The organism is Gordonia sp. C13 (assembly GCF_023218005.1).
Taxonomy (GTDB): Bacteria; Actinomycetota; Actinomycetes; order Mycobacteriales; family Mycobacteriaceae; genus Gordonia; species Gordonia namibiensis.
The window spans coordinates 1-26,172 of the sequence record NZ_JALPSY010000017.1 but is presented as its reverse complement, the minus strand read 5'-3'; the positions used below and the strand labels follow the sequence as shown (position 1 = coordinate 26,172).

Sequence of the window (26,172 nt, the reverse complement as noted above, 5' to 3'; positions counted from 1 at the left end):
GCGTGTTCACTCATGATCGACACCGTCCCGGGACCGCTCGCCGAACCGTGCAGGTTCGGTGTGTACACCGGCCTCGAACTGGAACTGCAGGCACCCGACGCCATCCCACCGGCCGCGCGACTGGGGCTTGAACCGCCCCGCTTCTGCGGACAGTGCGGACGCCGCATGGTCGTGCAGGTGCGTCCCGACGGCTGGAGCGCCCGGTGCTCCCGCCACGGGACGGTCGACTCGGCCGAGCTGGGTCGTCGGTGAGCGATCGGACGTCCGGGCGGCGTCCCGCCAGGTCGGTCACCACCCTGCTCACGGCGACCATGGCGGTGATCGTGCTCGGCGGGGTCGCCGGCGCGATCTGGGCGCTGGTGACGCCACCGACCACCGGCGTCGTCCTGAAGGGGCTGACCCGCAACGACATCTCGACCGAGTTCGGCGGAGTGGGCGCCTTCGCGCTGATCATGTTCACCTATGGCGGCATCGCCGCGCTTGTCGCGTGGGCTGCGGCGACGCCGTGGCGCGGCGTCACCGGCTTCCTGGTCCCGGCAATCGGCACGGTGGCGGGATCGGCGATCGGTGCACAGCTCGGAATGTGGCTGGCGGGCTTCCGGTTCGACGACGACATCACCGGGCTCCCACTGGAGTCCGTGTACCGTCTGGTGCCTGATCTCTGGCTCGACGGCGGTACGCGCGCCGGACACAGCGCCCCCTGGACGCTGCTCATTTGCGCGCCGTTCGCCTTCGCGCTCATCTACCTCGTCTGCGTGCTGTCCTCACGCACGCCAGACCTCGGCGTCGGAGACCTCGACGACGATCACCTTGCCGGCGATCCGGTCGGATCTGACCTCACATCGGCGGACGCAGCGTCGCGAACTCATCCGTGACACGTAATTCGTTGTCGGCGAAGGCGTAGAGCGCCGGCGGCCGCCCGCCGGACCGGCCCGTCTTACCGACGGTACCGGTGGACACCACCACGGCTCGTCGACTCAGGATTCGTAGCAGGTTGGTCGTGTCCACCGGGTAACCGAGTGCGGCGCAGTAGATCTCCGACAGCTCCGACATCGGGAACTGCTTCGGGGCCAGCGCGAAGGCGATGTTGGTGTAGGAGAGCTTGGCCGCCAGCCGATGTCGCGCGGTGTCGATGATCTCGGCGTGGTCGAAGGCCACCGGCGGCAACGCCTCGACCGCGAACCAGGCTGCGCCCTCGGGCAGGGTCACGGGGCTGTCGGAGCGGACGAGCCCCATGTAGGTCGACGCGATCGTGCGGACGCCGGGAACACGCTCCGGATCGGAGAAGACCGACAGTTGCTCGAGGTGGGCGATGTCGCGGACGTCCATCGTGTCGGCGACGAGGCGTCGGGCGATGACCGACAACCTCTCGTCACCGGCGACATTGCCGCCGGGCAGCGACCAGCGGCCGGGTTCGGTGTCGGTGCGGGAGAGCAGCACGCAGAGCGCAGGGTGGACGTCACTGCCGTCCGCGGACGGCGGGGTGCGGACCTGGAAGACGACGCTGAGGACCTCGACCCGCAGAACCGCGCCGTTGGTCGATACCGGTGAGCCGTCGGAACTGGAGGGATCGGACCCGGCGGCTGGCATGGCGTCGATTGTATGGGTCCACCGCCCAGTGATCAGCGAACCGGCGACGTCAATACGCGTGCCGCGCCGTCGGTGACGGCGATGGTGTGCTCGCTGTGCGCGCCGCGGGAGCCGTCGAACGAGCGGATCGTCCAACCGTCGGCGTCGAACTTGATGCGTTCGGTGCCGAGCGTGAACCAGGGCTCGAGCGCCAGCGTCAGTCCGGGCCGCAGTTTCATGCCGCGACCGGCCTTGCCGATGTTCGCCACGTGCGGGTCCTCGTGCATCGTACGACCGAGGCCGTGGCCGCCGAACTCCGTGTTGACGCGGTAGCCGTAGGACTTGGCGACGGCTCCGATCGCGGCGGAGATGTCGCCGAGCCGGGCGTCGGGACGGGCGGCGTCGATGGCCGCGGCCAGGGCCTCTTCGGTCGCTTGTACGAGGCGCTGATCCTCTGGGCGGGGGGTGCCGACGATGACGCTCCGGGCGGAGTCGGCGACCCAGCCGTCGATCGAGACCGCGATGTCCATGGACAGCAGGTCGCCGTCGGCCAGGACGTAGTCGTGGGGGAGCCCGTGCAGGACCGCGTCGTTCACCGACAGGCAGATGACGTTGCGGAAGGGGCCGCGTCCGAACGAGGGTGAGTAGTCCCAGTAGCAGGACTTCGCGCCGCGCTCGGCGATGAGGTCGCGGGCGCGCTGCTCGAGGTCGAGGAGATTCACGCCGACGTCGGCCCGTTCCGCGAGGTCGGTGAGAAGGTCCGCGATGAATGCGCCGGTCACCCCCATGGCGTCGACCTCGGACGGTGACTTCAGCTCGACCATTCTCGTTCCCTTCGTAGTAGTCCGGTATAAAAATCCCACGGCGCTCGGTATATGTATACCGCATCGGTTAGGCTCTGGGCATGGTCCGCAACCCGTTGACCCCGGAACAGATCGCCGCAGGTCGCCGTCTGGGCGCCCGCCTGCGCGAACTCCGAGGCGCCCGTCCACTCGGAGAGGTGGCTGTCAGTGCCGGGATCTCCCCGGAGACGCTGCGCAAGATCGAGACGGGCCGCATGCCGACGCCCGCGTTCGCCACGATCGCCGCGCTTGCGCGGTCGCTGGGCACCTCGCTCGACGACCTCGCCCGCGTCATCGATGACACGGGCCTTGACACCGAGGTGGCGTGCGCCGGGTGACCCCGCATCTGTTGGGCCTCACCTACGACGAGGTCGGTGCGACCGCCGGAGAGCTGCCGGCGGGCTACCACCATCTGCGTCGCTCCCGCGTGATCGGTGCGGGCGAGGAGTGCTTCACTGCTGCTGCAGAACGAATCCTCAACTGGGACATGCATCGTCACGCAGGGATCGGCGTCGACGCCTCGACCCGGGCGGCCGAGGTCGGCGCGACGGTGACGATGCGGCTGGGGCTCGGGCCGGTGGGGATCTCCGCCGCGTGCCGGGTCATCGAGGTGATCGATTCGGCGTCGACCGAATCAGGGGTGCGCGGCTTCGCCTACGGCACCCTGTCCGGCCATCCCGAGATCGGGGAGGAGCGGTTCTGGGTCGAGCGACGGCCGGACGACTCCGTGGTGGCGCACATCGTCGCGTTCTCTCGGCCCGGTCGTTGGTTCACCCGGCTCGGCGGCCCGATCGGACGGCTCGCGCAAGCGAGGATCACCGATCGGTACCTCGACGCCCTGATGTGCTCTTGACTGGCGGTATGTGACCTGCCGGAAGGGCGACGGGAATGAACGGGGTGTGGTGAATGTTACGATGCATAGCGTTTTCGACCATGAGTCGAAAACCCTGCCTCGGACACACGGCCCGTGCTCCGGGGACCCGATGACCCGGTGGTCGCAGACGCCCGCCGGGACAGCCAGAGGAGTGGCAATGAGCATCACCAGTGATCGCCCGGCGGCCGTGACCGCGCCAGCAGCCGGGCTCCTCGATGCCGAATGGTTCGACGCACCGGGCGGCTACACCGGTGTGGAACCGACCCAGGAGTGGGCAGACGAGATCCGACGCCTCGCCCGTGCCCGCAACGCGACCCTGCTCGCGCACAACTACCAGCTTCCCGCCATCCAGGACGTCGCCGACCACGTCGGTGACTCTCTCGCCCTGTCGCGTATCGCGGCCGAGGTCGACTCCGACGAGATCATCTTCTGCGGCGTCCACTTCATGGCCGAGACCGCCAAGATCCTCAGCCCCGAGAAGCGCGTCCTCATCCCGGACGAGCGCGCCGGTTGCTCACTGGCCGACTCGATCACCGCCGACGAACTGCGTGCCTGGAAGGCCGAGTTCCCTGATGCGCTCGTGGTGTCCTACGTGAACACCACCGCAGAGGTGAAGGGCCTGACCGACATCTGCTGCACCTCGTCGAACGCCGTCGACGTGGTCGCATCGATCGATCCCGATCGCGACGTGCTGTTCCTCCCGGACCAGTTCCTCGGTGCGCACGTCAAGCGCGAGACCGGTCGCGACAACATCCACATCTGGGCGGGCGAGTGCCACGTGCACGCCGGGATCAACGGTGACGAGCTGGCCGACCAGGCCGCGTCGCATCCCGATGCCGACCTGTTCATCCACCCCGAATGCGGTTGCGCCACATCGGCTCTCTACCTTGCGGGTGAGGGTGCGGTGCCCGAGGACCGCGTGAAGATCCTCTCGACCGGCGGCATGCTCGACGCGGCCCGTGAGACCGGCGCCAAGCAGGTTCTCGTCGCCACCGAGGTCGGCATGCTGCACCAGCTGCGTAAGGCCGCCCCGGGCGTCGACTTCCAGGCCGTGAACGACCGCGCGTCGTGCCCCTACATGAAGATGATCACCCCGGCTGCGCTGCTGCGTTGCCTGCGTGAGGGTCGCGACGAGGTCTTCGTCGACATCGACGTCGCGGAACGGGCTCGCAAGAGCGTCGAGCGGATGATCGCCATCGGTAACCCGGGTTCGGGCGAGTGACCGGAAGCTCTGCTGTGAGTGACGGTTTCATCGGGCAGGCCTCGGCCGGCGGCGCTCTGGAACTGGTCGTCGACGATGAGATCCGCGCTCTGATCCGCACCGCGCTCGACGAGGATCTGCGGTACGGCCCCGACGTCACCACGACGTCGACCGTCCCGGCCGGCGCTGTCGTCGACGCCGCGATCGTCAGCCGCGCACACGGCGTGATCGCCGGTGTGCCGGTGGTGCTCGCGGTGTTCGACGAGGTCATCGGCGAGGGCAACTTCGAGGTGACGGATGCCGTCGCCGACGGCAGTATTGTCGCACCTGGCGACACCGTCCTGCGCGTCCACGCTCCGACGGCCGCGCTCCTGACGGCGGAACGCACCGCACTCAACCTCATCTGCCATCTGTCGGGGATCGCCACCGCGACCCGCGCGTGGGTAGATGCTGTTGCCGGAACGTCGGCCCAGATCCGTGACTCCCGCAAGACGCTCCCAGGTCTGCGACTGCTGCAGAAGTACGCGGTCCGCGCGGGCGGGGGAGTCAACCACCGCATGGGCCTCGGCGACGCCGCTCTGATCAAGGACAACCATGTCGTTGCTGCCGGTTCGGTCGCAGCGGCGCTGGAAGCGGTGCGGGCGGCGGCTCCGGGTCTGCCGGTCGAAGTCGAGGTCGATTCCCTGTCCCAGCTCGACGAGGTTCTGCCGCTCGAGCCACAACTCGTGCTGCTCGACAACTTCGAGCCCTGGGAAACCCAGATGGCCGTGCAGCGCCGTAATACGAAATCGCCGCAGACCAAGCTGGAGAGCTCCGGCGGCCTGACCCTCGACGTCGCCGAGGACTACGCCCGAACGGGCGTCGACTACCTCGCCGTCGGTGCGCTCACCCACTCGGTGACCGTGCTCGACCTCGGGCTGGACATCCCCGCGCCGTAGTCGAGAGCGCTTTGATCTGTATGACGTTGTGCCCGGGTTCCGGGTACAACATCATACGGACCTCTCAAGAGTGGTTGCGCGCGTAGCCCTCTCGCTCCTGAGGGCGCGTTCATCTTCGCTCCCTGACGCGCGAGGAGCACCAGCAGTCGGCAACCACGCTCCCTGAGGTGCGAGGTGCGCCAACCTTGCTCTCTGATCCGAAAGAACCCAACGCGCCCAGCTCTGCTGCCTGATCCGAAAGAGCGCGACGCACCCAAAATTCGCTGCCTGAGGTGTGAGGAGTGCAAGCCGCCGGGCTGAGTAGCGACGGAGGAGCGTATCGAAGTCGACGAGCCTCGAAGGCCTGGTGAGACACCGTCGCCGACCTAACTACCGGTCGACGTCAACCCCGACAGGCAGACTTCGATCGACGTCTGCCGGTCGAGTTGAGGTTCGGCAGTCGGGACCGGACGCTTCTCAGGGAGCGGACCCTTTCGAGCCTCACGACGGCCGGCCCGCCGGCCGCGGGTACTGACGTGCGAGGTGCGCCAACCTCGCTCCCTGAGGTGTGAGGAGCGTAGCCGCTGGGCTGAGTAGCGACGAAGGAGCGTATCGAAGTCGACGAGCCTCGAAGGGCTGGCGACGTTCCTACCCTGAGTTCCCGTACGCGTGGTTGAGAAGTGCTGAGGCGACCGCGAGTTCGGCAGGTGTGGCGTTGCGGAGGTCGATGACCTCGCGCAAGTGTAGGCGTGGGGTATCGCCGGACTCCGGTTGGGGTCCGTGGATTTCGGTGCGCACTTGTTTGAGGTGTTCGGCGAATCGGCGGGGTATGTCGGGTCGCCGGTTGATGTGTTCGGGGTTGGGTGGTGCGCCGGGTTCGGCGTTGAGTCGCCAGGCGCAGCGTCCTTCGTCGGGGCCTTCGCGCACCATGCGGGTGGTGTAGCCGCCGGGTTGGTTGCTGACCATGCGGTTGTGTTTCGGGCAGGCGGGGGCGAGGTCGGTGATGTCGGTGAGTCCACCGTCGGCCCAATCGAGTTGGGCGTGATGCATTTCCAGATGTGCGGCGGCGAGGTCGCAACCGGGGGTGGAGCAGCTTTCACCGTCGGGTCGGGCGAAAGACACCAGTCGTTGTTCGCGGGTGGCCAGGCGTTTGCCGCGTCCGAAGTACAGCGGGACGGCGGTGGCGTCTTTGAACACCGCCAACCAGGGCTGGGCGTCGGCGGCCATGTCGATGAGGTCGGGGATGGGGATCAGGGTGCCGGTGGCGGTGGTGGCGAACCCCGCTTCCCGTCTGAGGTCGTTGAGGTCGGCTTTGATGATCAGTTGGGTCGGTAACCCGCGGTGACTCTTACCCAGGAGCCCGTCCTCGAAGACAGCTTTGAGCAGAGCGTTGAAGGCGTCGTGATTGAGCTGGGCGGGGGTGCGGTCATCGCGTTCGGCCGCAGCAGCGACCGTGTCGGGGTCGGCGTCTTCGATTGACCCGTGTGGGGAGTCGGGGTCGTCGGGGTTGTTCATGCCGGGTGTGGCCCACACAGCGAGCAGCATGGTGACCCGGGCGAGGAGTTCGGGGGTGAGGGTGGCGGTGAGTTTGGCGGTGCCGTCGGCGCGTTGCCGGTGGACCGACAGTTTCCGGCGGCGCTTGCGGTCGGTGTCGTCGGCGAGTGTGCCGTCGGGATCGAGGTGGGCCAGTAGGCGTGCGCCGAGGGCGGTGATGTCGGCGGGGGTGTGCTCGACAGCGATCTCGGCCATCTGTCGTTCGGCGGCGACCTTTACGTCGTGGTCGACGGCGTGGGGGATCTGCTCGAGCACCTCGACGACCGCTCGCACGTGTGCGGGTCCGACGCGGCCACCGGCGAATGCCTCGGCCAGGGCGGGATGTTGAGGTGGCAGCTGCTCGCCGGTGTGGCTGGGAAAGGTTGCGGTGGCCGACATCTGGTTGCGGCGTCGGATCGGTTCGGCGACGCGCAGTCGGTGGGTCATGAACTGGATGACGCTGCGGTGGCCGGTCTTGTGGGGGAGGTCTCGTTCGGTGGCTTCGACGATCTGGCGGTCACCGGCGAAACTCAGTCGCGCGATGGCACGTTCGGTTTCGGAGGCGACGTCGACGAGTTCGGAATCGGAGCACTGCGTCAGATCGGCGGTCTGCAGTTCGGCGGTGATCCGGTGCAATTCCTGCACGAGTTCAGACGCGCGCGAAACCGGGGCACCGGACTGCGAGATCTCGGTCAAGACGGTCACCCCCCGATGCCGTTGTGCGAATGTATGTTCGACTGTACTCGCAAACCTGTTGACGCGCAACGAGTATCGAAAAACAATCGGTCGCCGAACTTATCGGTGGCGTCTGATAAGGGGATGCCGTTGTCGGGGTTGGGGTGCTGGGCCCGACTCTGCCCATATTGCTTCTTACGATATACGGGTAGGGGGTATATAGTCGGACGCATGAGTGCTACATCGACCCATCACGGGCACGACACGGGTACGCACGAAGGTCACCAGCATGCTGGTGGCGAACACGGCGGTCACGCCGACCACGTCGGCCGGTTCCGCCGACTGTTCTGGATCATGTCGGTACTGGCGATCCCGACGGTGGCGTTCAACGAGATGTTCGCCCACCTGATCGGCTATTCGCTCCCTCACCACGGGTGGGTCGCGTGGATCTCGCCGGTACTGGGCACGGTCATCTACGTCTGGGGTGGCCGGCCGTTCCTCACCGGTGCGGTCGCGGAAAGTCGGTCCCGCGCCCCGGGGATGATGCTGCTCATCGGGCTGGCCATCACTGTTGCCTTCGTCGCGTCGTGGGGTGCGAGTCTCGGGTTGTTGGACAGCGAGCTGAACTTCTGGTGGGAGCTGGCACTCCTCGTCGTGATCATGCTGTTGGGACACTGGGTCGAGATGCGGGCGCTGGCCCAGACGACATCCGCCCTCGACTCACTGGCCGCGTTGCTGCCCGACGAGGCAGAGAAGGTCGACGGTGCCGGAACGGTTACCGTCCCGGTCTCCGAACTGGAGGTGGGCGACGTGGTGCTGGTCCGCCCCGGTGCAGCGATCCCGGCCGACGGGGAAGTCGTCGACGGCACGACGGATGTAGACGAGTCGATGATCACGGGTGAGTCGCGGCCGGTCCGACGATCGGTCGGGGATCGCGTGGTCGCGGGGACCGTCGCCACGGATTCGGCGGTCCGGGTGCAGGTCACCGCGATCGGAGACGACACCGCGCTGGCCGGCATCGAGCGGCTCGTCGCCCAGGCGCAGGCCTCCTCGTCGCGCGCTCAACGACTCGCCGATCGCGCCGCCGGCTGGCTCTTCTGGTTCGCCGTCGCCGCGGCGATTGTCACCGCGGTTGTCTGGACCTCGGTGGGCATGCCGGACTCGGCGGTTGTCCGGGTGATCACGGTGCTCGTCATCGCCTGCCCGCACGCTCTCGGTCTCGCAATCCCGTTGGTGGTGTCGATCGCGACCGAGCGTGCGGCGCGTGGGGGAGTGCTGATCTCCGACAGGCTCGCCCTCGAGACGATGCGGTCGGTCGACGCCGTGCTCTTCGACAAGACCGGGACGTTGACCCGTGGCGCTCCGACGGTCCTTGCCGTCGAACCGGCGGGCGGCCGTACATCGGACGAGGTGCTGGCCCTGGCCGCGTCGGCGGAGGCGGACAGCGAGCATCCGCTCGCGGTTGCGATCGTCGAGGCCGCCCGGCTTCGGGACCTGAAGGTGTCGGCGGCGCAGGACTTCACCTCGTCGCCCGCGGTGGGTGTCTCGGCGCGCGTCAACGGGATGTCCGTCGCGGTGGGCGGGCCGAGATTGCTCGACACGCAGGGTGTTTCAGGGCTCCCGATCGCCGGGACTTGGCGCGACGAGGGGTCGATCATCCTTCATGTGCTCGCCGACGGTGAGGTCGTCGGCGCCTTGGCGCTGACCGACGAGGTGCGACCGGAGTCGCGCGAGGCGGTCGACGGTCTCCGGCGCCGGGGGGTCGAGACCGTGATGGTCACCGGGGACGCGCGGGCGGTGGCCGAGGATGTGGCACGGGAGCTGGGGATCGACCGCGTCTACGCCGGGGTCCGTCCGGAGGACAAAGCCGAAAAGGTGGCCGAACTGCAGCGCGAGGGAAAGCGGGTCGCGATGGTGGGTGACGGGGTGAATGATGCGCCGGCACTCGCGCAGGCCGATGTTGGCATCGCCATCGGAGCCGGTACCGACGTCGCCATCGCCTCCGCGGGTGTGATCCTGGCGTCCTCGGACCCGCGGTCGGTGCTCTCGGTGATCGAGTTGTCGCGGGCGAGCTACCGGAAGATGGTGCAGAACCTGTGGTGGGCGGCCGGGTACAACCTGATCTCGGTCCCACTTGCCGCCGGTGTGTTGGCGCCGATCGGATTCGTGTTGCCGATGAGCGTCGGTGCGATCTTGATGTCGGTGTCGACGGTTGTCGTCGCGCTCAATGCCCAACTGCTCCGGCGGCTCGATCTGTCTCCCGATCGACAAGCGCCACGATGACTGCGATCTGGTGACTGACGCCTGGCGTCTCGAGGGCTCGGACTCGCTGTCGCCAGGCGGTTCCGAGCCCCGGTGGTGTCTGCGAAGGAGCGCCACTGAGGGTTTGTCATCGAGAACGGCGACATCACGCTGGTGATCTCACTCACACAGGGTCATCTGTCCAAGACGGCCTTACCGGCATCATCGTCTGAAAAGCATTGTGCCGCAACTGCATTGAGGATCGTATATGGATCGGGTCCTAATGCGCGCCGAAAGTAATTTCGCGGATTCTTGAAATCGTCCCGGAATAGTCGAATATTCAGATCTACTGGCAAGTAACAACGGCAAGGAAAAGGGGGACGAAAGCCCCCTCCATTCGCGCCCGTTGTTTCATCCCCCCAACGATGTGAAGATTTGTGACATCCCCTCATGAAATACTCTTCCTCTGCGCGTAAGCCGCGCCATGCGTGCGACTCAATCGGTGATTCGTCTCACTCCGGCCTCTCCCGATCTGCTCGCCAATGGGCCATTGGTCTCGGTGGAATGGCGCTCACTGCGAGTGTTGCGGCAACCGCATTCGTCGGTGCCGGTGCCGGCGTTGCCGCCCCGGCTCCGACGGTTCCCACCTTCAATCTCTTCATTCCCGGAACCTGGGAAGCGGATGCGGCTGCTGATCCGACCCATGCCACCGGCGCGCTGACGGGGGTGGCCGACTCGATCGCGCGGGCACACGGCGATTCGGCGACCATCTACTTCCTCCCGTACATGGCCCGCGCCTTCGACAACGGGCGGACGTACGCAGACAGCAAGACCACCGCGATCGCGAACGCCTCGAAGGTGCTCGCCGACCGGGCGGAAGCCGACCCCGACCTGAAATACACGATCAGTGGCTACAACCAGGGTGCGGATGCGGCGGGAGATCTCGCCGCAGCGATCGGCAACGGCGACGGCCCGATCCCAGCGGACAAGGTGCTCGCGGTCGGCCTCCTCGCCGACCCTGGCAACGGAACGGCCGGCCAGAAAACCGTGGGTCCGAAGCCGCGCGGAATCGGGATCGCCGACCCGCGTCCCGAGGGGATGGGCAAGCTGTCCGGGAAGGTCACGAGCATCTGCGCCCCCTCGGACCTCTACTGCTCGATCGACAAACGGCGCCATCCCGTCCTGGGCAAGATCGGCACCGTCCTCAGTGAGGGGGCAGAAGAGGTGGCGGACGCCGTCGAGACCGCGATCGACGTCATCGGCGCGATCAGCAGGATCGACTACGCCGGTCTGGGTGCCGATATCGGTCGATTACCGCAGCTCATCGGGGTGGGGGACCTCCGCTCGGCCCACAAGGTCGCGGGGCGGGTGAATACGCAGCTTCGCCCGTTCGTAAAGCTCGCGGACACGGTCGACTACGCGAAGACCGCCCGCATCCTCGACCTCATCCCAGACCAGACGGGCCTCGCCAAGGTCGGCGCCTCGATCTGCCGTGTGCTCGACCGGGTGGACATCGAGCGGACCGCGAACCTGGTCGGGGAGGTCCAGGAGCTGACGTGGACGGCGGCGGGATCGGTGGGTGCTCGCGTCGGAGCCGCGTCGCTGCCGGGCACCGAGGTCTCGGCCGAGGAGGTTGTCGAGTTGGGCAAAGAGTTCGCCTCCCTGGTGGCGGATACGGCTGTCGATGTCTCCGACGACGAGGACGAGGGGGAGAAGAAGGGCGGCGGGGTGTTGTCCGAGCTGATCTCGCCAGAGTTCAAGGAGCTCGGCAAGGAGCTGGCCAGGATCGTCGCGAAGCAGGCCGTCGTCGACCCCGCGTCGCTCATCCGTGACGCCGTCACCGCGAAGGACTTCTACTCCGGCAACTCGCACACGAACTACGCCAAGCTCGTCGTCGACGAGGCGGGCCGGAGCGCGATCTCCTGGCTCGGGTTGTGGCTGACGGACACCATCAACAAGGCCGGCGCGGAGGTGGAGCGCGACTCCGAGTAGTCGACAGTTCGGCCGGGTTTACCAATAATTGTTGTCGAAATATCAATGATCATTGTCTCGAATAACAATGCTTATTGTCATTATCGCAATGGTCATTGTCGTAAATTTCGGGACACTAACGAAGTGGGTCGAACGACCATCGAAGAAATAGTCCGAACGGTCTACAAATAAGACAACGGGCGTATCCAAAAAATCGGTACATATGACCAAAAGGCGGGGAGTCACTTCACACGATTGATCTGCAAGAACTGGTAACAAAAAACGCAAAACAATCTAATTTACTCGTGAGTGGCAATGAGCTACGCCCCCGCAGAATGATGGACGGAAGATGACCAACAACCAGACCCCCACCAGCGCCCCCCTGACCGACGAAGAGCGCAACCGCAAGAGCCGCAAGCGCAAGGCGATCCTCGCCTCTGGTGCGGTCCTCGGTGTCGGCGCCGTGGTCACGCTCGCCGCGTGGAACGACACTGTCTTCGGTGCCGGGACCTTCGGTATCGGCAACACCGCATGGAACGTGCAGGCGAGTGTCGACGGCACCAACTTCGACGAGTATGCGGACAGCGCCGCGCCCGGTGTCATCTCCTTTCCGGTTGTGGCGGGAGTGAATCCGATCAACCTGATGCCGGGCCAGACCACGAAGGGAAGCTTCTGGCTCAAGGAGACCAAGGGCTTCATGGACGCCGACGTCACGATCCAGGCTCCCGCGAACGCGACCAACACTCTCGCCCAGGCGCTCTATGTGACCATCAAGGACGGGAGCACCACCCTGGTGAACAACAAGCAGTTGAGCGCCAGCGGCATCTCCACGACGTTCCGGGTCACGAAGGCCACGGCCAAGAAGATCGATTTCGAGGTGACCTTGCCGGCCAACGCCAATCCGAACCTCCTCGTCGACACGAGTGTCACCCCGCGCTGGGAGATGAAGGCACAGAGCGTCGACAACCCGTGAGTCGTCCTCGATCCGGCGGCGTGGCGCTCCTTCCCGCATCTGGTCGCCGCCGGATCGAGGGTTTCACACGACATGTGTTGCACCGCCTGCCAACGAATCCGCACCACAGAGAGACGGCTCGATGACGACGACCGCGAATCCCGGTACCGACCGACCCGACACGAACGTGTCCGGGATTCGGGACTCGTGGACGGTGACAGCACCGATAAGGAGCGTGGCACCCGCCCCGCGTGCGGTGTGGACGTCGGCTCCTGTCTACATCCCGGCTTCCGACGCGCCGACCATGCCCATCCCGATGGTGCCGCTGCCGCCGGCAACGGACTCGACGCCCACCGAGTCGCTGTCCGTCGAGTCGCTGTCCGTCGAGTCGCACGCAGTGCGTCCGGCGACGCGCTCGCTGGGGAGTCGGCTCGTCGACTGGGGGCTCAACATCCTCGCCGTCTTCGGCGTGGTGTGTATCGCACTGACAGTGCTTGCGTTCGTAGGCAATTACACGATCATCATGTTCAAGACCGGTTCTATGGATCCGACGATTCCGCAAGGGTCGATCGCCGTCGTGCACGAGATCCCAGCGAGCGAGGTGAAGGTCGGCGACATCATCACCGTCGACCGCGGGGTCGGTCTGAAGCCGATCACTCACCGCGCGATCGCCGTCGAACGTCTTGGTGGCGGTGAGGTGCAGATCGAGATGCAGGGAGACGCAAACCCGAACCCCGACCCGGTGCCCTACCGCGTGAGCACGGTACGCAAAGTCGTCTGGCATGCACCGGGTCTCGCTAAACAGATCGTCTGGTTGTCGAATCCCTACGTCCTCGGCGCCATCACCCTCGGCGCGGCACTCCTCGTCCTGTGGGCGTTCTGGCCGAAGTCGAACACTGGGCGTCGCGAAGACGAGAACGTCCACCTTTCACGTTCCTGACCCCCGATTTCCTCCGCAACTCATAGAGACACACGGCAAGTATGAACCTCACCAAGCGCAGCAAGATCCTGATCTCCGTCGTCGGCCTCATCGCGATCCTCGGCGTGATCGCACAGGCAACCGGCGTGCTCGCCGCGTGGAACGACAAGGTGTTTGCGAGCGCCACATTCACTCGTGGCGAGGTTCTCGAGGGCTACGCCGAGGTCGGTGACGGCGCACGCCATCACCAACCGTGCCATCACAAACGGCGAGTTCACCGCAACGAGTCTCACCTATACCCACACCAGCCCCGGTTCGGCAACGACGCCAAACCAGAGCGGCTGGACGCACCGCCGCAGCACCGGGTTGCTGCTCCTGGGAACAGTGGTCGCGGACGGGCGGTCATCAGCTACCTACTCGGTCGGTCCCGGTGGGAACGTCACCGCAACTGCGGCGTCGTATGCGAAGGAGGTCGAGCTGTGGCCGACTCTTCTCGCCACTGTTCTGAACACCGACAACAGTCAATATCAGGCTTCGGTGAGCTGTACGACCGACCACTGGGGGAACGTCGTTTCCACCAGTGCGGTGGCACCCTCGGGAGGCAACTTCCGAGTTGGGTCCTCCTCGAATTCTTTCCCGGTTCCCGGAGCGGGCGGAACTACGACCATCAACAACGTTTCAGCGGTTGGATTCCGCGTCCAGGGGACGATGAAGAGCATCGTGACAAAGACTGCCAAGACCGCTCTGTCGACGTTGGTCCTAGATGCCGACATTAGGGATCTAGTCACAGACGTAGTCTGGACAGTCACCGTCCAGTTCGTTCGAGCCGAGTGCGGTATCGGGGAACCGCTTCCCAGTGTCATCCAGCCGACGGTAGCCGGCGCGGCCGCCCGCATGGCCGCTCTCGCCCCGACCTCCGAGAGCACCACGCCGTCAGAGTCCGCGGAGAGTTCGGCGGCGGAGAGTTCCGAATCGGAGAGTTCCGCGAGCTCGAACTCCGAGAAGTCGGTGTCCGAGAGTTCCTCGTCAGCAAGCTCTTCCGAGAGCGAAGCCGCCGAAACCCCGGTCTTGAAGCAGGGCCCGACGACGCCGACCGATGTCGATGTCGGGGAACGGTTCCCGGTGACTGCGACCGACGGAACCAACCTCGGTACGGCGACGATTCAGAAGGTCGAGTCCACGGCTCCTTCGGACGGTGCACCGGCGACAGTCGCGGTGAAGATGTCCGTGACAACGTCGGATACCGACGACGACGGACGATTGTCGTCGATCTACTGGGATGACTTCGCCCCGATGGTCGGGGGAGTGCAACAGGCACCCGGGCAGGCACCGAACGAGGGGCCGGAGCTGCCGGACCAACTGGCGCCGGGCCAGACCTACACCGGCTGGGTGACGTTCACCGCGCCCGGCGCGGCCGGCAAGGCGATCTGGAAGCCCGAGGGCACAGCGGGATTCACGTTCGTCCTGCCGGACCCGGAGGTGCCGGTGACCTCGACGACGTCCACGCCCGCACCCATCGCCAACGCGTCGGAGACCAGCGAACCGGAAGCGGCCCCGACCGAGGATGCACCCGCGGCCGAGTCGCCCGCCGCAGAAGCCGAGGACTCCGACCCCGTGCCGACTCCGGAGAAGAAGACCCGGGCGCGGTCGAGTTCCGGCGAGTCCGCGTCTGATCCCTCGGACGAGGAGTAACCGGTTAAACATCCCGTTGCGTTTTGTCCCGTAACCCGGGACAAAACGCAACGGGATCTTTCGTGTCAGGAGTCCTGAGTCAATCCGGCGAGAGCGCTTGCGAGATAGCCGTCTTCGGCGTCGTTGCCGGGTGACTCGAGTGCGCGTCGGTAGGCGGCGGCCGCACCGTCGTGATCGTCGAGCTCCGCGAGCGTGAGTGCCCGCGCCACATGGAACGGGCGGTAGCGGTCGAGTGCGGGCGTGCGGCAAGGAGGGTGGCGCCACGCTCGAGGAGTTCTTCGCCCTCGACGAGGAGATCACCCGGGCCGGCGTGGTGGTCAGTTCATTCGCCCTGGACGACGAAGGCGCGGTCGTGCACATGAACGGCACCGGCGAGCGTGTGGTGGCGTCGTCGGGTCCGTTTGCCGAACTTCGGGAGTTCGTCGGCGGCGTCTACGTCATCTACGTCATCGACGTCGCCGACGTCGCCGACGTCGCCGACGTCGCCGACGTCGACGAGGCGATCGAATGAGGGCTGCCAGATGCTCGACCTGTTGGCTTCGAACACCGGACCGTAGCGGCCCGACACCATGGTGACGTACGGGCAGACGCGATATCGACAGCCGGCGGAACTTCTCACCGGAAAACGAAAAGTGGGAGGTCCGAAATTCGGACCTCCCACTCGTCGGGGTGGATGACGGGACTCGAACCCGCGACAGCCAGGATCACAACCTGGTGCTCTACCAACTGAACTACATCCACCATCGGCGTCGGAAACCTGTGCTTTCGCACTTGGCCTCAGAGCCAAGAACACTCTAGCGGGTAGATACCGCAGAACTCCAATCGGTTATCTGACCTGCGTTTTCAGGCAGGTCCGAGATCCTCGACGATTTTCGCGAGAGCATCGACGTCGGGACCGGGTGCCGGTACGAAGGCCGCCGCACGGTAGTAGCGGAGCTCGCGGATCGACTCGCGGATGTCGGCGAGGGCACGGTGGGCGAGTCCCTTGTCGGGCTGACCGAAGTACACCTTCGGGAACCAGCGTCGGGCCAATTCCTTGATCGAACTGACGTCGACCATGCGGTAGTGCAGGTAGGCGTCGAGTTCGGGCATGTCGCGGGCGATGAAGCCGCGGTCGGTGGCGATCGAGTTGCCGGCCAGCGGGACGGCGCCGGGCGTCGTCACGTGTTTACGGATGTAGTCGAGGACCATCTTCTCCGCCTCGGCGAGCGTGACGGTGGACGCGCGTACCTCTTCGGTGAGGCCGGAATCGGCGTGCATCTTGGTCACGACGTCCGGCATCGACGCGAGAGCCTCGTCGTCGGCGTGGATGACGACGTCGACGCCGTCACCCAGGATGTTGAGGTCACCATCGGTGACCAGGGCCGCGATCTCGATCAACTTGTCCGACTCGAGTCGGAGGCCGGTCATCTCGCAATCGATCCACACCAGTTTGTCCTGCACCCGTCAACCTTAGCCAACCGCCACGACAGGCCCGCGTCAGACAGAGAACAGCGGTACACCGCGGGCTATTGTGTCCCTCGTGACCGAAGCCCTCAGCCCTGCTCAGACCATCGCCGCCGGCTATGCCTTCACCTCCACCTCTCTCGAACTCGGGACGGTGTCGGTGGACGGCCAGGTCGACGCCACCGCCTCGGTGCGCATCCCGCTCGCGATGATGAACCGGCACGGCCTCGTCGCCGGCGCCACGGGTACCGGCAAGACGAAGACACTGCAGTTGCTGGCCGAACAGCTCTCCGCCAACGGTGTGCCCGTGGTGATGGCCGACATCAAGGGTGACCTCTCCGGGCTGAGCCGCGAGGGCATCAGCAACGACAAGATCGTCGAACGCGCGCAGCAGACCGGCGACTCCTGGCAGCCCGCCGCTCACCCCGTCGAGTTCGTCTCGCTCGGTGACACCGGCATCGGCGTCCCCATCCGCGCGACCATCACGTCCTTCGGCCCGATTCTGCTGTCCAAGGTGTTGGGGCTCAACGACACCCAGGAATCCACCCTCGGACTGATCTTCCACTGGGCCGACAAGAAGGGTCTGCCGCTGCTCGACCTGAAGGACCTGCGGTCGGTGATCGCCTTCCTCACCGGCGACGAGGGCAAGGAAGAACTCAAGAACATCGGCGGGGTCTCGCGTCAGACCGCGGGCGTGATCCTGCGTGCGCTGACCAATCTCGAGGCAGACGGCGGCGACACGTTCTTCGGTGAGCCCGAGATCGAACCCGCCGACCTCATCCGCCTCGCGGCCGACGGTCGGGGCATCATCACGCTGTTCGAACTGGGCGCACAGGCCTCCCGGCCCGTTCTGTTCTCGACCTTCCTCATGTGGATCCTGGCCGACCTCTTCGAGTACCTGCCCGAGGTCGGCGACCTCGACAAGCCGAAGCTGGTCTTCATCTTCGACGAGTCGCACCTGCTGTTCGACGACGCGTCGAAGGCATTCATCGACCAGGTCGTCCAGACGGTCAAGCTGATCCGCTCGAAGGGCGTGGGCGTGTTCTTCTGCTCGCAGCTGCCCACCGACATTCCCAACGAGGTGCTCTCGCAGCTCGGCGCCCGCATCCAGCATGCGTTACGCGCCTTCACCCCTGACGATCAGAAGGCGCTGAAAAAGACGGTGAAGACCTACCCGATCTCGGAGGTCTACAAGCTCGAGCAGGTTCTCACCTCCCTGGGTACCGGTGAGGCCGTGGTGACGGTGCTGTCGGAGAAGGGTGCGCCGACCCCCGTCGCGTGGACGGTCGTGCGTCCGCCGCGTTCGTCGATGGATGCCATCGGGGCGGAGGCGATCACCGCCGCCGCCAAGGCGAGCCCGCTGTACGCGAAGTACGGGCAGTCGATCGACCGCGAGTCGGCCTACGAGATGCTCGCCGCCAACACCCTGGCGCCCGGCGAGCCTGCCGACGCGCCCGCACCGGCACCCATCCCGGCTCCGGCACCCGCTCCCGCGCCGGCTCCGAAACGTGCTCCGGCACCGAAGCCCGTCCCCGAGGAGCCCGGCATCCTCACCGAGGTGCTGACCAGCAAGCCCATGCAGAGCTTCCTGCGGTCGGCGGCCAGCGCCGCGGGACGCGAGTTCAGCCGGGCGATCTTCGGCACGGGGCGGCGCCGCAAGCGGTGAGAAGTGTTCGGCGCGAAGACCTACTCGGCGCTGAACTTGCGGTAGAACCCGCCGACGATCGGCGCGACCACGGCCCGCGGGGTGTAGCCGCCGGCCACTGACATCGCCTTGGACAGGGTTCCGGGAACGACGCGCATCTTGTTGTGCGCCAACGCGTCCAGGCTCATCTCCGCGACCTTCGCCGACGAATGCCAGAGGAAGTCGGGGACGACCTTGTCCACGATCGACTCCTCTTCGGGCGTCGGCGTGTGGGTGCGGACGGGCCCGGGCGCGAGCAGCGTGACGTGGACGCCCTGGGACGAGACCTCACCGCGCAGCGATTCGCTGAAGGTGTTGACGAAGGCCTTCGACGCCGCGTAGGTGGCGTTGTTCGGGATGGGCATGTTGCCGGCCGCCGACCCCACCATGAGGATGCCGCCGGAGCCGCGCTTCACCATCTGGGGGAGCACCGCGAGGGTGAGGTCGTGAACGGCGTTGACGTTCAGGAGGACCTGCGACTTCTCGTAGGCGGCGTCGAGTTCGGCGACGGGGCCGAAGGTGGCGATGCCGGCGTTGTTGCAGAGGATCGAGATCTCTCGTCCGGCGAACTCGGCGGCGAGGACCTCGACCTTGGTCGGGTCGGACAGATCTACGGCGCGGACCTCGACCGCGACTTTGTGCGCCGTGCGCAGTTCGCCGGCGAGCTCTTCGAGGAGTTCGCCACGACGGGCGACGAGGATGACCGAATGGCCACGGGCGGCCAGCGCCCGGGCCAGCTCGCGGCCGATACCGGAGGAGGCCCCGGTGACGACGGCGCGGGCGGTTGCTGAAGGCGGCGGTACCGGCATGGGAGCAATCGTAGCGGCCACTGCGCCCCGGCCCGAGGAGAGCCGGAGCACAGCGACAGCTGGTTCTCCCGGTCAGTCGATACCGGCGGCGACCTCGGTGCCCTGCCGGATCGCCCGCTTGGCGTCGAGCTCGCCCGCGTAGTCGGCGCCGCCGATGACGTGGGTGGTGACGCCGGCGAGGGTCAGCGGATCGATGAGCTCGCGCACCGATTCCTGGCCCGCACAGATGACCACGTTGTCGACCTCGAGGAGGCGGGTCTCGGTCACGTTGCCCTCGTCGTCGCGGAAGCTCAGGTGCAGACCCTGGTCGTCGATCTTGTCGTAGGTGGCGCCGCTGATCTGCTCGACGCCCTTCATCTTCATCGTGGCGCGGTGAACCCAGCCGGTCGTCTTGCCGAGCGACTTGCCCTGCTTACCGGACTTGCGCTGCACCATGTAGACCTGACGCACCGGCGGCAGGGGACGGGGTTTGGTGACGAAACCGGGCTTCTCCGGATCGTCGGTGACGCCCCATTCCTGTTCCCATTCCTTCAGATTCAGCGTCGGCGACTCGTCGGTGGTGAGGAACTCGCTGACGTCGAAGCCGATGCCGCCGGCGCCGATGACGGCGACCCGCTTGCCGATCTCGCGGTGGCCGAGGACGGCGTCGGAGTACGACATCGCCATCGGATGGTCGACGCCGGGGAAGCTCGGGATGCGCGGTACGACGCCGGTGGCGACGATGACGTCGTCGAACTTCTCCGCGATGAGGGTGTCGGCGTCGACCCGGGTGTTGAGCCGGACGTCGACGCCGAGGACCTCGAGCTTGCGGGTGAAGTAGCGGATCGTCTCGTTGAACTCCTCTTTGCCCGGGATGCGGGCGGCGATGGAGAACTGGCCGCCGATGGACTCGCCGCCCTCGAACAGCGTCACCTTGTGGCCGCGTTCGGCGCTCGAGACGGCAGCCGACAGGCCGGCCGGACCGGCGCCGACGACCGCCACGCGCTTGGCCTTGCGCGTCGGACTGAGGACCAGCGTGGTCTCACGCCCCGCACGCGGGTTCACCAGGCACGACACCTTCTTGCCGACGAAGGCGTGGTCGAGGCAGGCCTGGTTGCAGCCGATGCAGGTGTTGATCTCGTCGGCGCGTCCCTCGCGGGCCTTGTTGGCCAGGTGGGGGTCGGCGAGGAACGGACGGGCCATCTGGATGGCGTCGACGCGGCCGTTGGTGAGGATCTCCTCGGCGAACTCCGCGGTGTTGATGCGGTTGGCGGCGATCAGCGGGATCGACACCTCGTCGCGGAGACGCTCGGTGAACTTGACGAAGGCACCACGGGGGACCGAGGTCACGATCGTGGGGACCTGGGCCTCGTGCCAGCCGATGTCGGTGTTGATCGCGTCGACGCCGTGCTCCTCGGCCTTGCGTGCCATGAGGGCGATCTCGTCCCACGTCTGGCCCTTGCGAACCAGGTCGGCGATCGACTGACGCAAGATGATCGGGAAGTCGCGGGGAACCTGACGGCGGATCTCCTTGATGACCTCCACGAGGAAGCGCTGCCGGTTCTCGGTGTTGCCGCCCCATTTGTCGGTGCGGTCGTTGGTGTGCGGACACAGGAACTGGTTGATCAGGTATCCCTCGCCGCCCATGATCTCGACGGCGTCGTACCCGGCCTTGCGAGCCAGCTTCGCCGACTGACCGAAGGTCTTGATGACGTGCCAGATGATCGGCTCGGTCATCCGCAGGTGCTTGAACGGGTGGATTGGCGACGGCTCCTTGCCCGGCGCGACCTTGAACGGGGTGTACCCGTAACGGCCGGCGTGGATGAGCTGCATGGCGATCTTGCCGCCCTCGTCGTGCACCGCCTTGGTGACGCGCTGATGACGCTTCCAGTCGAGGACGTTGGTCATCTTGCCGCCCGCGAACATGAGCAGACCGGTACGGCTGGTGCCGAACCCACCCGTGATGATCAGTCCCGCACCACCTTTGGCGCGTTCGGCGAAGTAGGCGGCGAGCTTGTCGGTGTCCCAGAGACGATCCTCGAGGCCCGTGTGCATCGACCCCATCACCAGACGGTTCTCGATGGTCATGCCGCCGATCTGCAGCGGTGTGAACAGGTGTGGGTAGTACGGGTTGGGTTGTGCCGTGTGGGCTGACATGGCGCGACCTTTCATCTCGGTGTCGTCGTGACGCTTCGTGCGTGTATCGCTCTGTCTGGGTTGGGTGTTCGTGCAGTCACCGGTGGTGGTTCACGTGCCGGCGAGTTCGCGTTCGAGTGCCGGGATGACCTCGTCGCACCACTCGATGTAGCCCTCCTCCTGCCGGATGCCGCCGCGCAGCACGAGGTACTGGTGGAGTTTGCGGCCGGTCAGGGTGTCGGGCTCAGGGTAGTAATCCTTCTGGAACCCCTTGAACAGCTTCAGTTGTGCGACGTGCTCGTCGCGGTGGGCCTTGAGTTCGCCGATGATGGCGGCGAGGTCACCGAACTCGGCGGCGCGGAGTTTGACGCCGATGTCGCTACGGAGTGATTGCCGTGGGGTGGGGCTCATCGCCCACTGCGCCAACGCATCCCGGCCGGTGTCGGAGATCGTGTAGACCTTCTTGTCCGGGCGGCCGTCCTGGCTGATCGACTCGACGCTGACCAGTCCGTCGTCGAGGAGCTTCTTGAGCGTCCGATAGATCTGCTGGTGGGTCGCCGACCAGAAGTAACCGATGGATCGGTCGAACTGCTGACCGATCTCGTAACCCGTGCCGGGTCGCTCCGCCAGCGACACCAGAATCGCATGTTCGAGCGCCATGTGAGCACGCTAACACTGCAACAGCGCACTATGCAACAAGGTGCGTATGAGTCTTGTTGCATATGCGGCCGGGTAAGCACGGGGTAAGGGGAGCGGGTAAGCCGTGAGTGACGCAAACTGTTGCGCATGACTGAACCGGGGACGAGATCCCAGAACCTGCTGTCGTGGAAGCTCACGACGAACACCGTGGTGGCACCGGAGGAACGGCTGACCTGGCCGAAAACCGTGAGTATCGGTCTGCAGCACGTGGTCGCGATGTTCGGTGCGACCTTCCTGGTGCCGGTGCTCACCGGGTTCCCGCCGTCGACGACCCTGCTCTTCTCGGGTGTCGGCACCATCCTGTTCCTGCTGATCACCCGTAACCGTCTGCCCAGCTATCTCGGCTCGAGCTTCGCGATCATCGCGCCGGTCACTGCAGCGGTCGCCTCCGACGGTGCGTCGTCGGCGCTCGGCGGCCTGGTCGCGGTTGGTGCACTGCTCGTCATCATCGGTCTGATCAGCCACTTCGCCGGGGTGAGGTGGATCGAGACGCTGATGCCGCCGGTGGTTACCGGCGCGATCGTGGCGCTGATCGGCCTCAACCTGGCTCCGGCCGCGAAGAACAACTTCGTCGAGGACCCGGTTCTCGCGACCATCGTGCTGGTCCTGCTCGTCGCGTCGGCGGTGCTGTTCCGCGGACTTCTCGGGCGTCTGGCGATCTTCCTCAGCGTCGCGTTCGGTTATGTTCTGGCGCTCGTCCTCGACTGGATCGACTCCGACAACGACTACATCGACACCTCCGGCATCGCCGACGCCGCGTGGGTCGGCCTGCCCGACTTCCAGACCCCGACCTTCGATCTCGGTGTCCTGCCGCTCTTCCTTCCCGTCGTCCTGGTGCTCGTCGTGGAGAACATCGGTCATGTGAAATCGGTGGCGATGATGACCGGCAAGGACTACGACGACACGATGGGCCGTGCGCTCGCCGCCGACGGTCTCGCGACCATGCTCGCGGGCAGCGGTGGTGGTTCGGCGACGACGACCTACGCCGAGAACATCGGCGTGATGTCGGCGACCAAGGTCTACTCGACCGCGGCCTACTGGGTGGCCGGTGCGGCGGCGATCCTGCTCGGCCTGTCGCCCAAGGTCGGTGCGGTGATCGCCGCGATCCCGCCGGGCGTTCTCGGTGGCGTCACGACCGCCCTCTACGGCCTCGTCGGCATCATCGGCGTGCAGATCTGGGTCAGCAACAAGGTCGACTTCTCCAAGCCGATCAACCAGTTCACCGCGGCGATCCCGCTCATCATCGGCATCGCCGACTACACCTGGCAGGTCGGCGATCTCGTCTTCGCCGGCATCTCGCTGGGCTCGGTGGCCGCACTGGTCATCTACCACTCGATGCGGATCATCGGCGGCTGGCGCGGGACGGTGGTTCCCGACAAGTCCTGACGTCACCACGGCAGCCGCAATTCGACGTCGGGCTTCCGGGGGACGTACAGGTCGGGTTGCCGACCGGTGATGACCTTCACCATGTTCCGGAAGGCCGTCGAGTCGGGGTCGTTCCAGTAACCGCCGTGGGTCTTGATCCCGCTGTCGTAGGTGCGGCCGTCGATCGTGACCGTGCCGGTGTCCAGGCGGGTAACTCCCGGTGCCGAATCGGGGTCGGAGCCATGCGGATTTCCGGGGAGCGACTGTGCGAGGTGGATCGGGTCGCCCGGGAACGTCAGTGAATAACGTTCGACGCCGCTCGGATGCGACAGGTCGAGAACTCCGGTGCCCGCCGACGACGCGTAGATGACGCGATCCGGTGTGAGGCCGAGCTGCTCGGCGGTGCCGACAACAGAGCCGCCGTACGAGTGGCCGATGTAGGTGGTGCTCGCTTCTGGCGCGTGGCACGCGATCTCGGCGTCGAGTTCGGATCCGAACAGTTCGAGCCGACGCGCCATGGCGGCAGCGAAAGAAGTGCTCGTGGCCGCGCGGAGGTCCGGGGGTAGGTCGCCGTCGAGATAGAGGAACACCGGGCCGCCCGTCCGTGCGGCGAGTTCGGCTGCGGCGCGACGGTTGTCGCCGGCGGCGGTGTCGACGGTGGTGCCGGTGCCGGGTACATACGTCGTCGTATTCCGGGTGCCGGGGCGCAGCGATCCGATCATCTCCACGACACGCCCCCGCGGTGTGTTCACAAAGGTCACGAAGCGCCGCTCGACCGGTCCGGGCGCCAACATCTCCCGCAGCGTTCGAGCCCGACGTCCCTCGCCCCGGCCGGCCTGGACCTCGTCGACGAGGGCGTTGCGGATGTTGATCTCGTTGGCCTGGATGCGGACGTCGAAGGGCACGCCCGGAAGATTGCCCATGACATGCGGATTCGCCTGGAGGAGGCGTCGGACGTCGTCGGGTTCCAGGTGTCCGACGATCGCCCGGATCTGGGGTGGGCTGAGGCTCTCGAGCGTGCGGATCGCGGCGTCGGCGTCCATCGTCCGGCCGCCGGGCAAGATGACGTCGGGTTGGCCGTCGACCATGGCTGTCAGATCAGCGGCGTACCCGTCGAGTCGGGAGCCGTAGCGTTCGTCGAGGGCGTCGATCGCGGCCAGGCCCGAGTCGATGGTCTCGGAGACCTCGGCCGCGGTCGATGCTCGACGTGGATCGGGGTGGGTGACGGTCCCGTCGTCGGCGACGTCGAATCCGGAGGACGTCGCCGCGTCGACGATCCGAAGGACGTGATCACGTGCATGGGACAGATCAGTCCCCGCGTCGGAGGCCTCGTCGGCGATCATCTGCAGCACGTTGCGGACCTCCCCGCCGTGGTCGTGTTCCTGCCAGATCTTCTGGTGCGCCGCATCGTGGGCGCGGCCGCGCCACGACCGTACGGAATCGAAAGTCCGCACAGCGCGGTCGATTCCGGTGTCGACGGCTTCGGCGGCCAGGGTCGCCGCCGACCCGGCGTCGGAGAAGGACTGCGGATTCCACCCACGTAGGGCCGAGATCGAGGGGCGCATCAGCGGGTCCGCAGCAAATCGAATGTCGATGCCACTCGGGCATCCGATGCGACGGTCGTGGTGACAGAGGTGTCGAGGAGTTCGCTCATCGTCAGCAGTCGGTGGCCGATCGACTCGAGCGCGCGGCGGGCGGGATCAGCGGTGTCGCGGAGTGCGTGTGCGATCCGGCTCGACGAACCCTGGACCTCGCCGATGGCCGCGGTGTCGATCGCGGAGATGGCGATGCCGTTCCCGCGCCACGACCTGACCACGGCTTCGATCTCGTCGGGCGAGACCCCGAAAGTGCCCTTGTCCGAATCGTTTCTGCGTTCGGGTCGGGGAAACCATCGGGGCACAAGCGGGATCGGTACGGGAATGGGGAACGGTAAGAGCATGATCCTCCGCGACTCGTCGAGGACTGCGACCACCCGGCGAGGTGATGCACTTCTTGGACGCGCCGGGTGCCTCGGCGGTTCCGAAAAATCGTTTCGCCCGGCCATGAGCGGTCGCTACGTTTGGGGGCACTCGACACAGGACAGGGGACTCACCGATGCCGCAACAGACTTGGCGCACGAGGTCGGAGCGGGCCGACGACATCGCGCGCGTCCACGAGATCAATGCCGACGCCTTCCCGACGTCGGAGGAGGCCGAACTGGTCGACGCGCTGCGCGCCGACCCGGCCTGGATCGACGGACTGTCCATGGTCGCGGTCGATGCCGACGATCGCCCGGTCGGCTTCGCGCTGCTGACGCGTTGCCACATCGACGATGCGCCGGCGCTGTGTCTGGCACCGTGTGCGGTCGCCGCCGACCACCAGCGCACCGGGGCCGGTTCGGCCGCGATCGTCGCAGCCCTCGATGCGGCGCGCGAGATGGGGGAGAGCGCCGTCGTCGTGCTGGGTCACCCCGACTACTACCCGCGCTTCGGTTTCCGACGAGCCGTCGACCACGGTGTCCGCCTGAGCATCGAGGTGCCCGAGGACGCGCTGATGGTGCTCGGTCTCGACGGGGCCGACATCCCGTCCGGGCTGGTCCGCTACGCGGCGCCGTTCGGTATCTGAGCGGGGTCGTTCCCGCGTGCCTGATTTCGTCCCGCTTGTTCATTTCCTTCCCGCTAAATGAGCC

General features: G+C 66.3%; 25 protein-coding genes, 1 tRNA gene and 1 pseudogene. 15 read left to right on the top strand and 12 right to left on the bottom strand.

The window, feature by feature from the left end; all coding sequences use genetic code 11:
* Positions 1-12: 12 nt before the first annotated feature.
* Positions 13-252 carry a biotin synthase auxiliary protein BsaP gene (gene bsaP / locus M1L58_RS14245; RefSeq protein WP_005198868.1) on the top strand — a complete coding sequence of 80 codons (240 nt, stop codon included), beginning with the start codon at positions 13-15 and terminating at the stop codon, positions 250-252.
* Positions 249-875: a DUF2567 domain-containing protein gene (locus M1L58_RS14240; RefSeq protein WP_248659382.1), complete on the top strand. Its 627-nt coding sequence runs from the start codon at positions 249-251 to the stop codon at positions 873-875. Before bsaP ends, M1L58_RS14240 begins: the two co-directional genes overlap by 4 nt.
* Here M1L58_RS14240 and M1L58_RS14235 read toward each other — a convergent pair.
* Together M1L58_RS14235 and map are read right to left on the bottom strand one after the other, a co-directional pair.
* Positions 838-1,590, bottom strand: a complete 753-nt coding sequence (locus tag M1L58_RS14235) for an NUDIX hydrolase (protein ID WP_248659381.1) — start codon at positions 1,588-1,590, stop codon at positions 838-840. The two genes, M1L58_RS14240 and M1L58_RS14235, sit on opposite strands and share 38 nt — an antisense overlap.
* Positions 1,591-1,622: 32 nt before the next feature.
* Entirely contained in the window at positions 1,623-2,393 is a 771-nt protein-coding gene (gene map, locus M1L58_RS14230) for a type I methionyl aminopeptidase (protein ID WP_006868332.1), read from the bottom strand.
* 80 nt (positions 2,394-2,473) lie between these two features.
* On the opposite strand from map, the gene M1L58_RS14225 reads away from it, so the two are divergent.
* The 4 genes from M1L58_RS14225 to nadC all read left to right on the top strand — a co-directional run bounded on the left by M1L58_RS14225 (position 2,474) and on the right by nadC (position 5,424).
* The gene (locus tag M1L58_RS14225) at positions 2,474-2,749 is read left to right on the top strand and encodes a helix-turn-helix transcriptional regulator (RefSeq protein ID WP_248659380.1); all 276 of its coding nucleotides are present in this window, start codon (positions 2,474-2,476) and stop codon (positions 2,747-2,749) included.
* The gene (locus M1L58_RS14220) at positions 2,746-3,264 is read left to right on the top strand and encodes a DUF1990 family protein (RefSeq protein ID WP_248659379.1); all 519 of its coding nucleotides are present in this window, start codon (positions 2,746-2,748) and stop codon (positions 3,262-3,264) included. The genes M1L58_RS14225 and M1L58_RS14220 overlap by 4 nt, the downstream gene beginning before the upstream one ends.
* Positions 3,265-3,442: 178 nt before the next feature.
* Positions 3,443-4,507 (top strand): quinolinate synthase NadA, encoded by a 1,065-nt coding sequence (gene nadA / locus M1L58_RS14215; RefSeq protein WP_248659378.1) that lies wholly within the window; start codon positions 3,443-3,445, stop codon positions 4,505-4,507.
* A 14-nt stretch (positions 4,508-4,521) separates the two neighbouring features.
* Positions 4,522-5,424 carry a carboxylating nicotinate-nucleotide diphosphorylase gene (nadC, locus tag M1L58_RS14210; protein ID WP_248659377.1) on the top strand — a complete coding sequence of 301 codons (903 nt, stop codon included), beginning with the start codon at positions 4,522-4,524 and terminating at the stop codon, positions 5,422-5,424.
* Positions 5,425-6,051: 627 nt separating this feature from the next.
* Here the strand turns inward: nadC and M1L58_RS14205 are convergent.
* A complete protein-coding gene (locus tag M1L58_RS14205) occupies positions 6,052-7,641 on the bottom strand; it encodes an HNH endonuclease signature motif containing protein (protein ID WP_248659376.1) in 1,590 nt (529 codons plus the stop codon).
* A 201-nt stretch (positions 7,642-7,842) separates the two neighbouring features.
* Between M1L58_RS14205 and M1L58_RS14200 the strand changes: the two genes are divergently transcribed.
* The 4 genes from M1L58_RS14200 to M1L58_RS14185 all read left to right on the top strand — a co-directional run bounded on the left by M1L58_RS14200 (position 7,843) and on the right by M1L58_RS14185 (position 13,715).
* Positions 7,843-9,894, top strand: coding sequence for a heavy metal translocating P-type ATPase (locus tag M1L58_RS14200; protein ID WP_248659375.1), 2,052 nt, complete (start codon positions 7,843-7,845; stop codon positions 9,892-9,894).
* A gap of 522 nt (positions 9,895-10,416) precedes the next feature.
* A complete protein-coding gene (locus tag M1L58_RS14195; protein WP_248659374.1) occupies positions 10,417-11,844 on the top strand; it encodes a cutinase family protein in 1,428 nt (475 codons plus the stop codon).
* A gap of 328 nt (positions 11,845-12,172) precedes the next feature.
* Positions 12,173-12,796 carry a SipW-dependent-type signal peptide-containing protein gene (locus tag M1L58_RS14190; RefSeq protein ID WP_248659373.1) on the top strand — a complete coding sequence of 208 codons (624 nt, stop codon included), beginning with the start codon at positions 12,173-12,175 and terminating at the stop codon, positions 12,794-12,796.
* Positions 12,797-13,010: 214 nt separating this feature from the next.
* Positions 13,011-13,715, top strand: coding sequence for a signal peptidase I (locus M1L58_RS14185; RefSeq protein WP_248659372.1), 705 nt, complete (start codon positions 13,011-13,013; stop codon positions 13,713-13,715).
* 506 nt (positions 13,716-14,221) lie between these two features.
* Here M1L58_RS14185 and M1L58_RS14180 read toward each other — a convergent pair.
* A complete protein-coding gene (locus M1L58_RS14180; RefSeq protein WP_248659371.1) occupies positions 14,222-14,839 on the bottom strand; it encodes a hypothetical protein in 618 nt (205 codons plus the stop codon).
* A gap of 82 nt (positions 14,840-14,921) precedes the next feature.
* Between M1L58_RS14180 and M1L58_RS14175 the strand changes: the two genes are divergently transcribed.
* On the top strand, positions 14,922-15,386 hold the full coding sequence (locus tag M1L58_RS14175) for a hypothetical protein (protein ID WP_248659370.1): 465 nt from the start codon (positions 14,922-14,924) through the stop codon (positions 15,384-15,386).
* A gap of 65 nt (positions 15,387-15,451) precedes the next feature.
* Here the strand turns inward: M1L58_RS14175 and M1L58_RS14170 are convergent.
* A pseudogene (locus M1L58_RS14170) lies at positions 15,452-15,625 on the bottom strand (RNA polymerase sigma factor); the annotation flags it as partial.
* Here M1L58_RS14170 and M1L58_RS14165 point away from each other — a divergent pair.
* Positions 15,583-15,897, top strand: a complete 315-nt coding sequence (locus M1L58_RS14165) for a YciI family protein (protein ID WP_248659369.1) — start codon at positions 15,583-15,585, stop codon at positions 15,895-15,897. The pseudogene M1L58_RS14170 and the gene M1L58_RS14165 overlap by 43 nt on opposite strands.
* 157 nt (positions 15,898-16,054) lie before the next feature.
* Here the strand turns inward: M1L58_RS14165 and M1L58_RS14160 are convergent.
* Both M1L58_RS14160 and orn read right to left on the bottom strand, forming a co-directional pair.
* A tRNA-His gene (locus M1L58_RS14160) sits at positions 16,055-16,127 on the bottom strand.
* Positions 16,128-16,229: 102 nt separating this feature from the next.
* The gene (orn, locus tag M1L58_RS14155; protein WP_006866715.1) at positions 16,230-16,829 is read right to left on the bottom strand and encodes an oligoribonuclease; all 600 of its coding nucleotides are present in this window, start codon (positions 16,827-16,829) and stop codon (positions 16,230-16,232) included.
* A 70-nt stretch (positions 16,830-16,899) separates the two neighbouring features.
* Here orn and M1L58_RS14150 point away from each other — a divergent pair, with 70 nt between their 5' ends.
* Positions 16,900-18,498 carry a helicase HerA-like domain-containing protein gene (locus M1L58_RS14150; protein WP_248659368.1) on the top strand — a complete coding sequence of 533 codons (1,599 nt, stop codon included), beginning with the start codon at positions 16,900-16,902 and terminating at the stop codon, positions 18,496-18,498.
* A gap of 20 nt (positions 18,499-18,518) precedes the next feature.
* Here the strand turns inward: M1L58_RS14150 and cmrA are convergent, their stop codons facing one another.
* From cmrA to M1L58_RS14135, 3 genes are all read right to left on the bottom strand, one after another.
* Complete coding sequence (cmrA, locus tag M1L58_RS14145; RefSeq protein ID WP_248659367.1) at positions 18,519-19,325, bottom strand: mycolate reductase; 807 nt, start codon at positions 19,323-19,325, stop codon at positions 18,519-18,521.
* Between the two features lie 72 nt (positions 19,326-19,397).
* Entirely contained in the window at positions 19,398-21,461 is a 2,064-nt protein-coding gene (locus tag M1L58_RS14140) for an NADPH-dependent 2,4-dienoyl-CoA reductase (protein ID WP_248659366.1), read from the bottom strand.
* A gap of 90 nt (positions 21,462-21,551) precedes the next feature.
* A complete protein-coding gene (locus tag M1L58_RS14135) occupies positions 21,552-22,100 on the bottom strand; it encodes a PadR family transcriptional regulator (RefSeq protein ID WP_248659365.1) in 549 nt (182 codons plus the stop codon).
* A 126-nt stretch (positions 22,101-22,226) separates the two neighbouring features.
* Between M1L58_RS14135 and M1L58_RS14130 the strand changes: the two genes are divergently transcribed.
* Positions 22,227-23,525, top strand: coding sequence for a uracil-xanthine permease family protein (locus M1L58_RS14130; protein WP_040536020.1), 1,299 nt, complete (start codon positions 22,227-22,229; stop codon positions 23,523-23,525).
* Positions 23,526-23,527: 2 nt separating this feature from the next.
* Here the strand turns inward: M1L58_RS14130 and M1L58_RS14125 are convergent, their stop codons facing one another.
* Positions 23,528-25,069, bottom strand: coding sequence for a hypothetical protein (locus M1L58_RS14125; protein WP_248659364.1), 1,542 nt, complete (start codon positions 25,067-25,069; stop codon positions 23,528-23,530).
* A complete protein-coding gene (locus M1L58_RS14120; protein ID WP_248659363.1) occupies positions 25,069-25,443 on the bottom strand; it encodes a hypothetical protein in 375 nt (124 codons plus the stop codon). The genes M1L58_RS14125 and M1L58_RS14120 overlap by 1 nt, the downstream gene beginning before the upstream one ends.
* Positions 25,444-25,598: 155 nt before the next feature.
* On the opposite strand from M1L58_RS14120, the gene M1L58_RS14115 reads away from it, so the two are divergent.
* Positions 25,599-26,108, top strand: coding sequence for a GNAT family N-acetyltransferase (locus M1L58_RS14115; protein ID WP_248659362.1), 510 nt, complete (start codon positions 25,599-25,601; stop codon positions 26,106-26,108).
* The last annotated feature ends 64 nt before the right edge of the window (positions 26,109-26,172 follow it).

What these genes read in the sequence shown, in the direction of transcription:
- bsaP (WP_005198868.1), top strand. Translation starts at nt 13, where the DNA reads ATGATCGACACCGTCCCGGGACCGCTCGCCGAACCGTGCAGGTTCGGT.
- M1L58_RS14235 (WP_248659381.1), bottom strand. Translation starts at nt 1,590, where the DNA reads ATGCCAGCCGCCGGGTCCGATCCCTCCAGTTCCGACGGCTCACCGGTA.
- map (WP_006868332.1), bottom strand. Translation starts at nt 2,393, where the DNA reads ATGGTCGAGCTGAAGTCACCGTCCGAGGTCGACGCCATGGGGGTGACC.
- M1L58_RS14225 (WP_248659380.1), top strand. Translation starts at nt 2,474, where the DNA reads ATGGTCCGCAACCCGTTGACCCCGGAACAGATCGCCGCAGGTCGCCGT.
- nadA (WP_248659378.1), top strand. Translation starts at nt 3,443, where the DNA reads ATGAGCATCACCAGTGATCGCCCGGCGGCCGTGACCGCGCCAGCAGCC.
- M1L58_RS14200 (WP_248659375.1), top strand. Translation starts at nt 7,843, where the DNA reads ATGAGTGCTACATCGACCCATCACGGGCACGACACGGGTACGCACGAA.
- M1L58_RS14195 (WP_248659374.1), top strand. Translation starts at nt 10,417, where the DNA reads ATGGCGCTCACTGCGAGTGTTGCGGCAACCGCATTCGTCGGTGCCGGT.
- M1L58_RS14190 (WP_248659373.1), top strand. Translation starts at nt 12,173, where the DNA reads ATGACCAACAACCAGACCCCCACCAGCGCCCCCCTGACCGACGAAGAG.
- cmrA (WP_248659367.1), bottom strand. Translation starts at nt 19,325, where the DNA reads ATGCCGGTACCGCCGCCTTCAGCAACCGCCCGCGCCGTCGTCACCGGG.
- M1L58_RS14140 (WP_248659366.1), bottom strand. Translation starts at nt 21,461, where the DNA reads ATGTCAGCCCACACGGCACAACCCAACCCGTACTACCCACACCTGTTC.
- M1L58_RS14135 (WP_248659365.1), bottom strand. Translation starts at nt 22,100, where the DNA reads ATGGCGCTCGAACATGCGATTCTGGTGTCGCTGGCGGAGCGACCCGGC.
- M1L58_RS14130 (WP_040536020.1), top strand. Translation starts at nt 22,227, where the DNA reads ATGACTGAACCGGGGACGAGATCCCAGAACCTGCTGTCGTGGAAGCTC.
- M1L58_RS14125 (WP_248659364.1), bottom strand. Translation starts at nt 25,069, where the DNA reads ATGCGCCCCTCGATCTCGGCCCTACGTGGGTGGAATCCGCAGTCCTTC.
- M1L58_RS14120 (WP_248659363.1), bottom strand. Translation starts at nt 25,443, where the DNA reads ATGCTCTTACCGTTCCCCATTCCCGTACCGATCCCGCTTGTGCCCCGA.
- M1L58_RS14115 (WP_248659362.1), top strand. Translation starts at nt 25,599, where the DNA reads ATGCCGCAACAGACTTGGCGCACGAGGTCGGAGCGGGCCGACGACATC.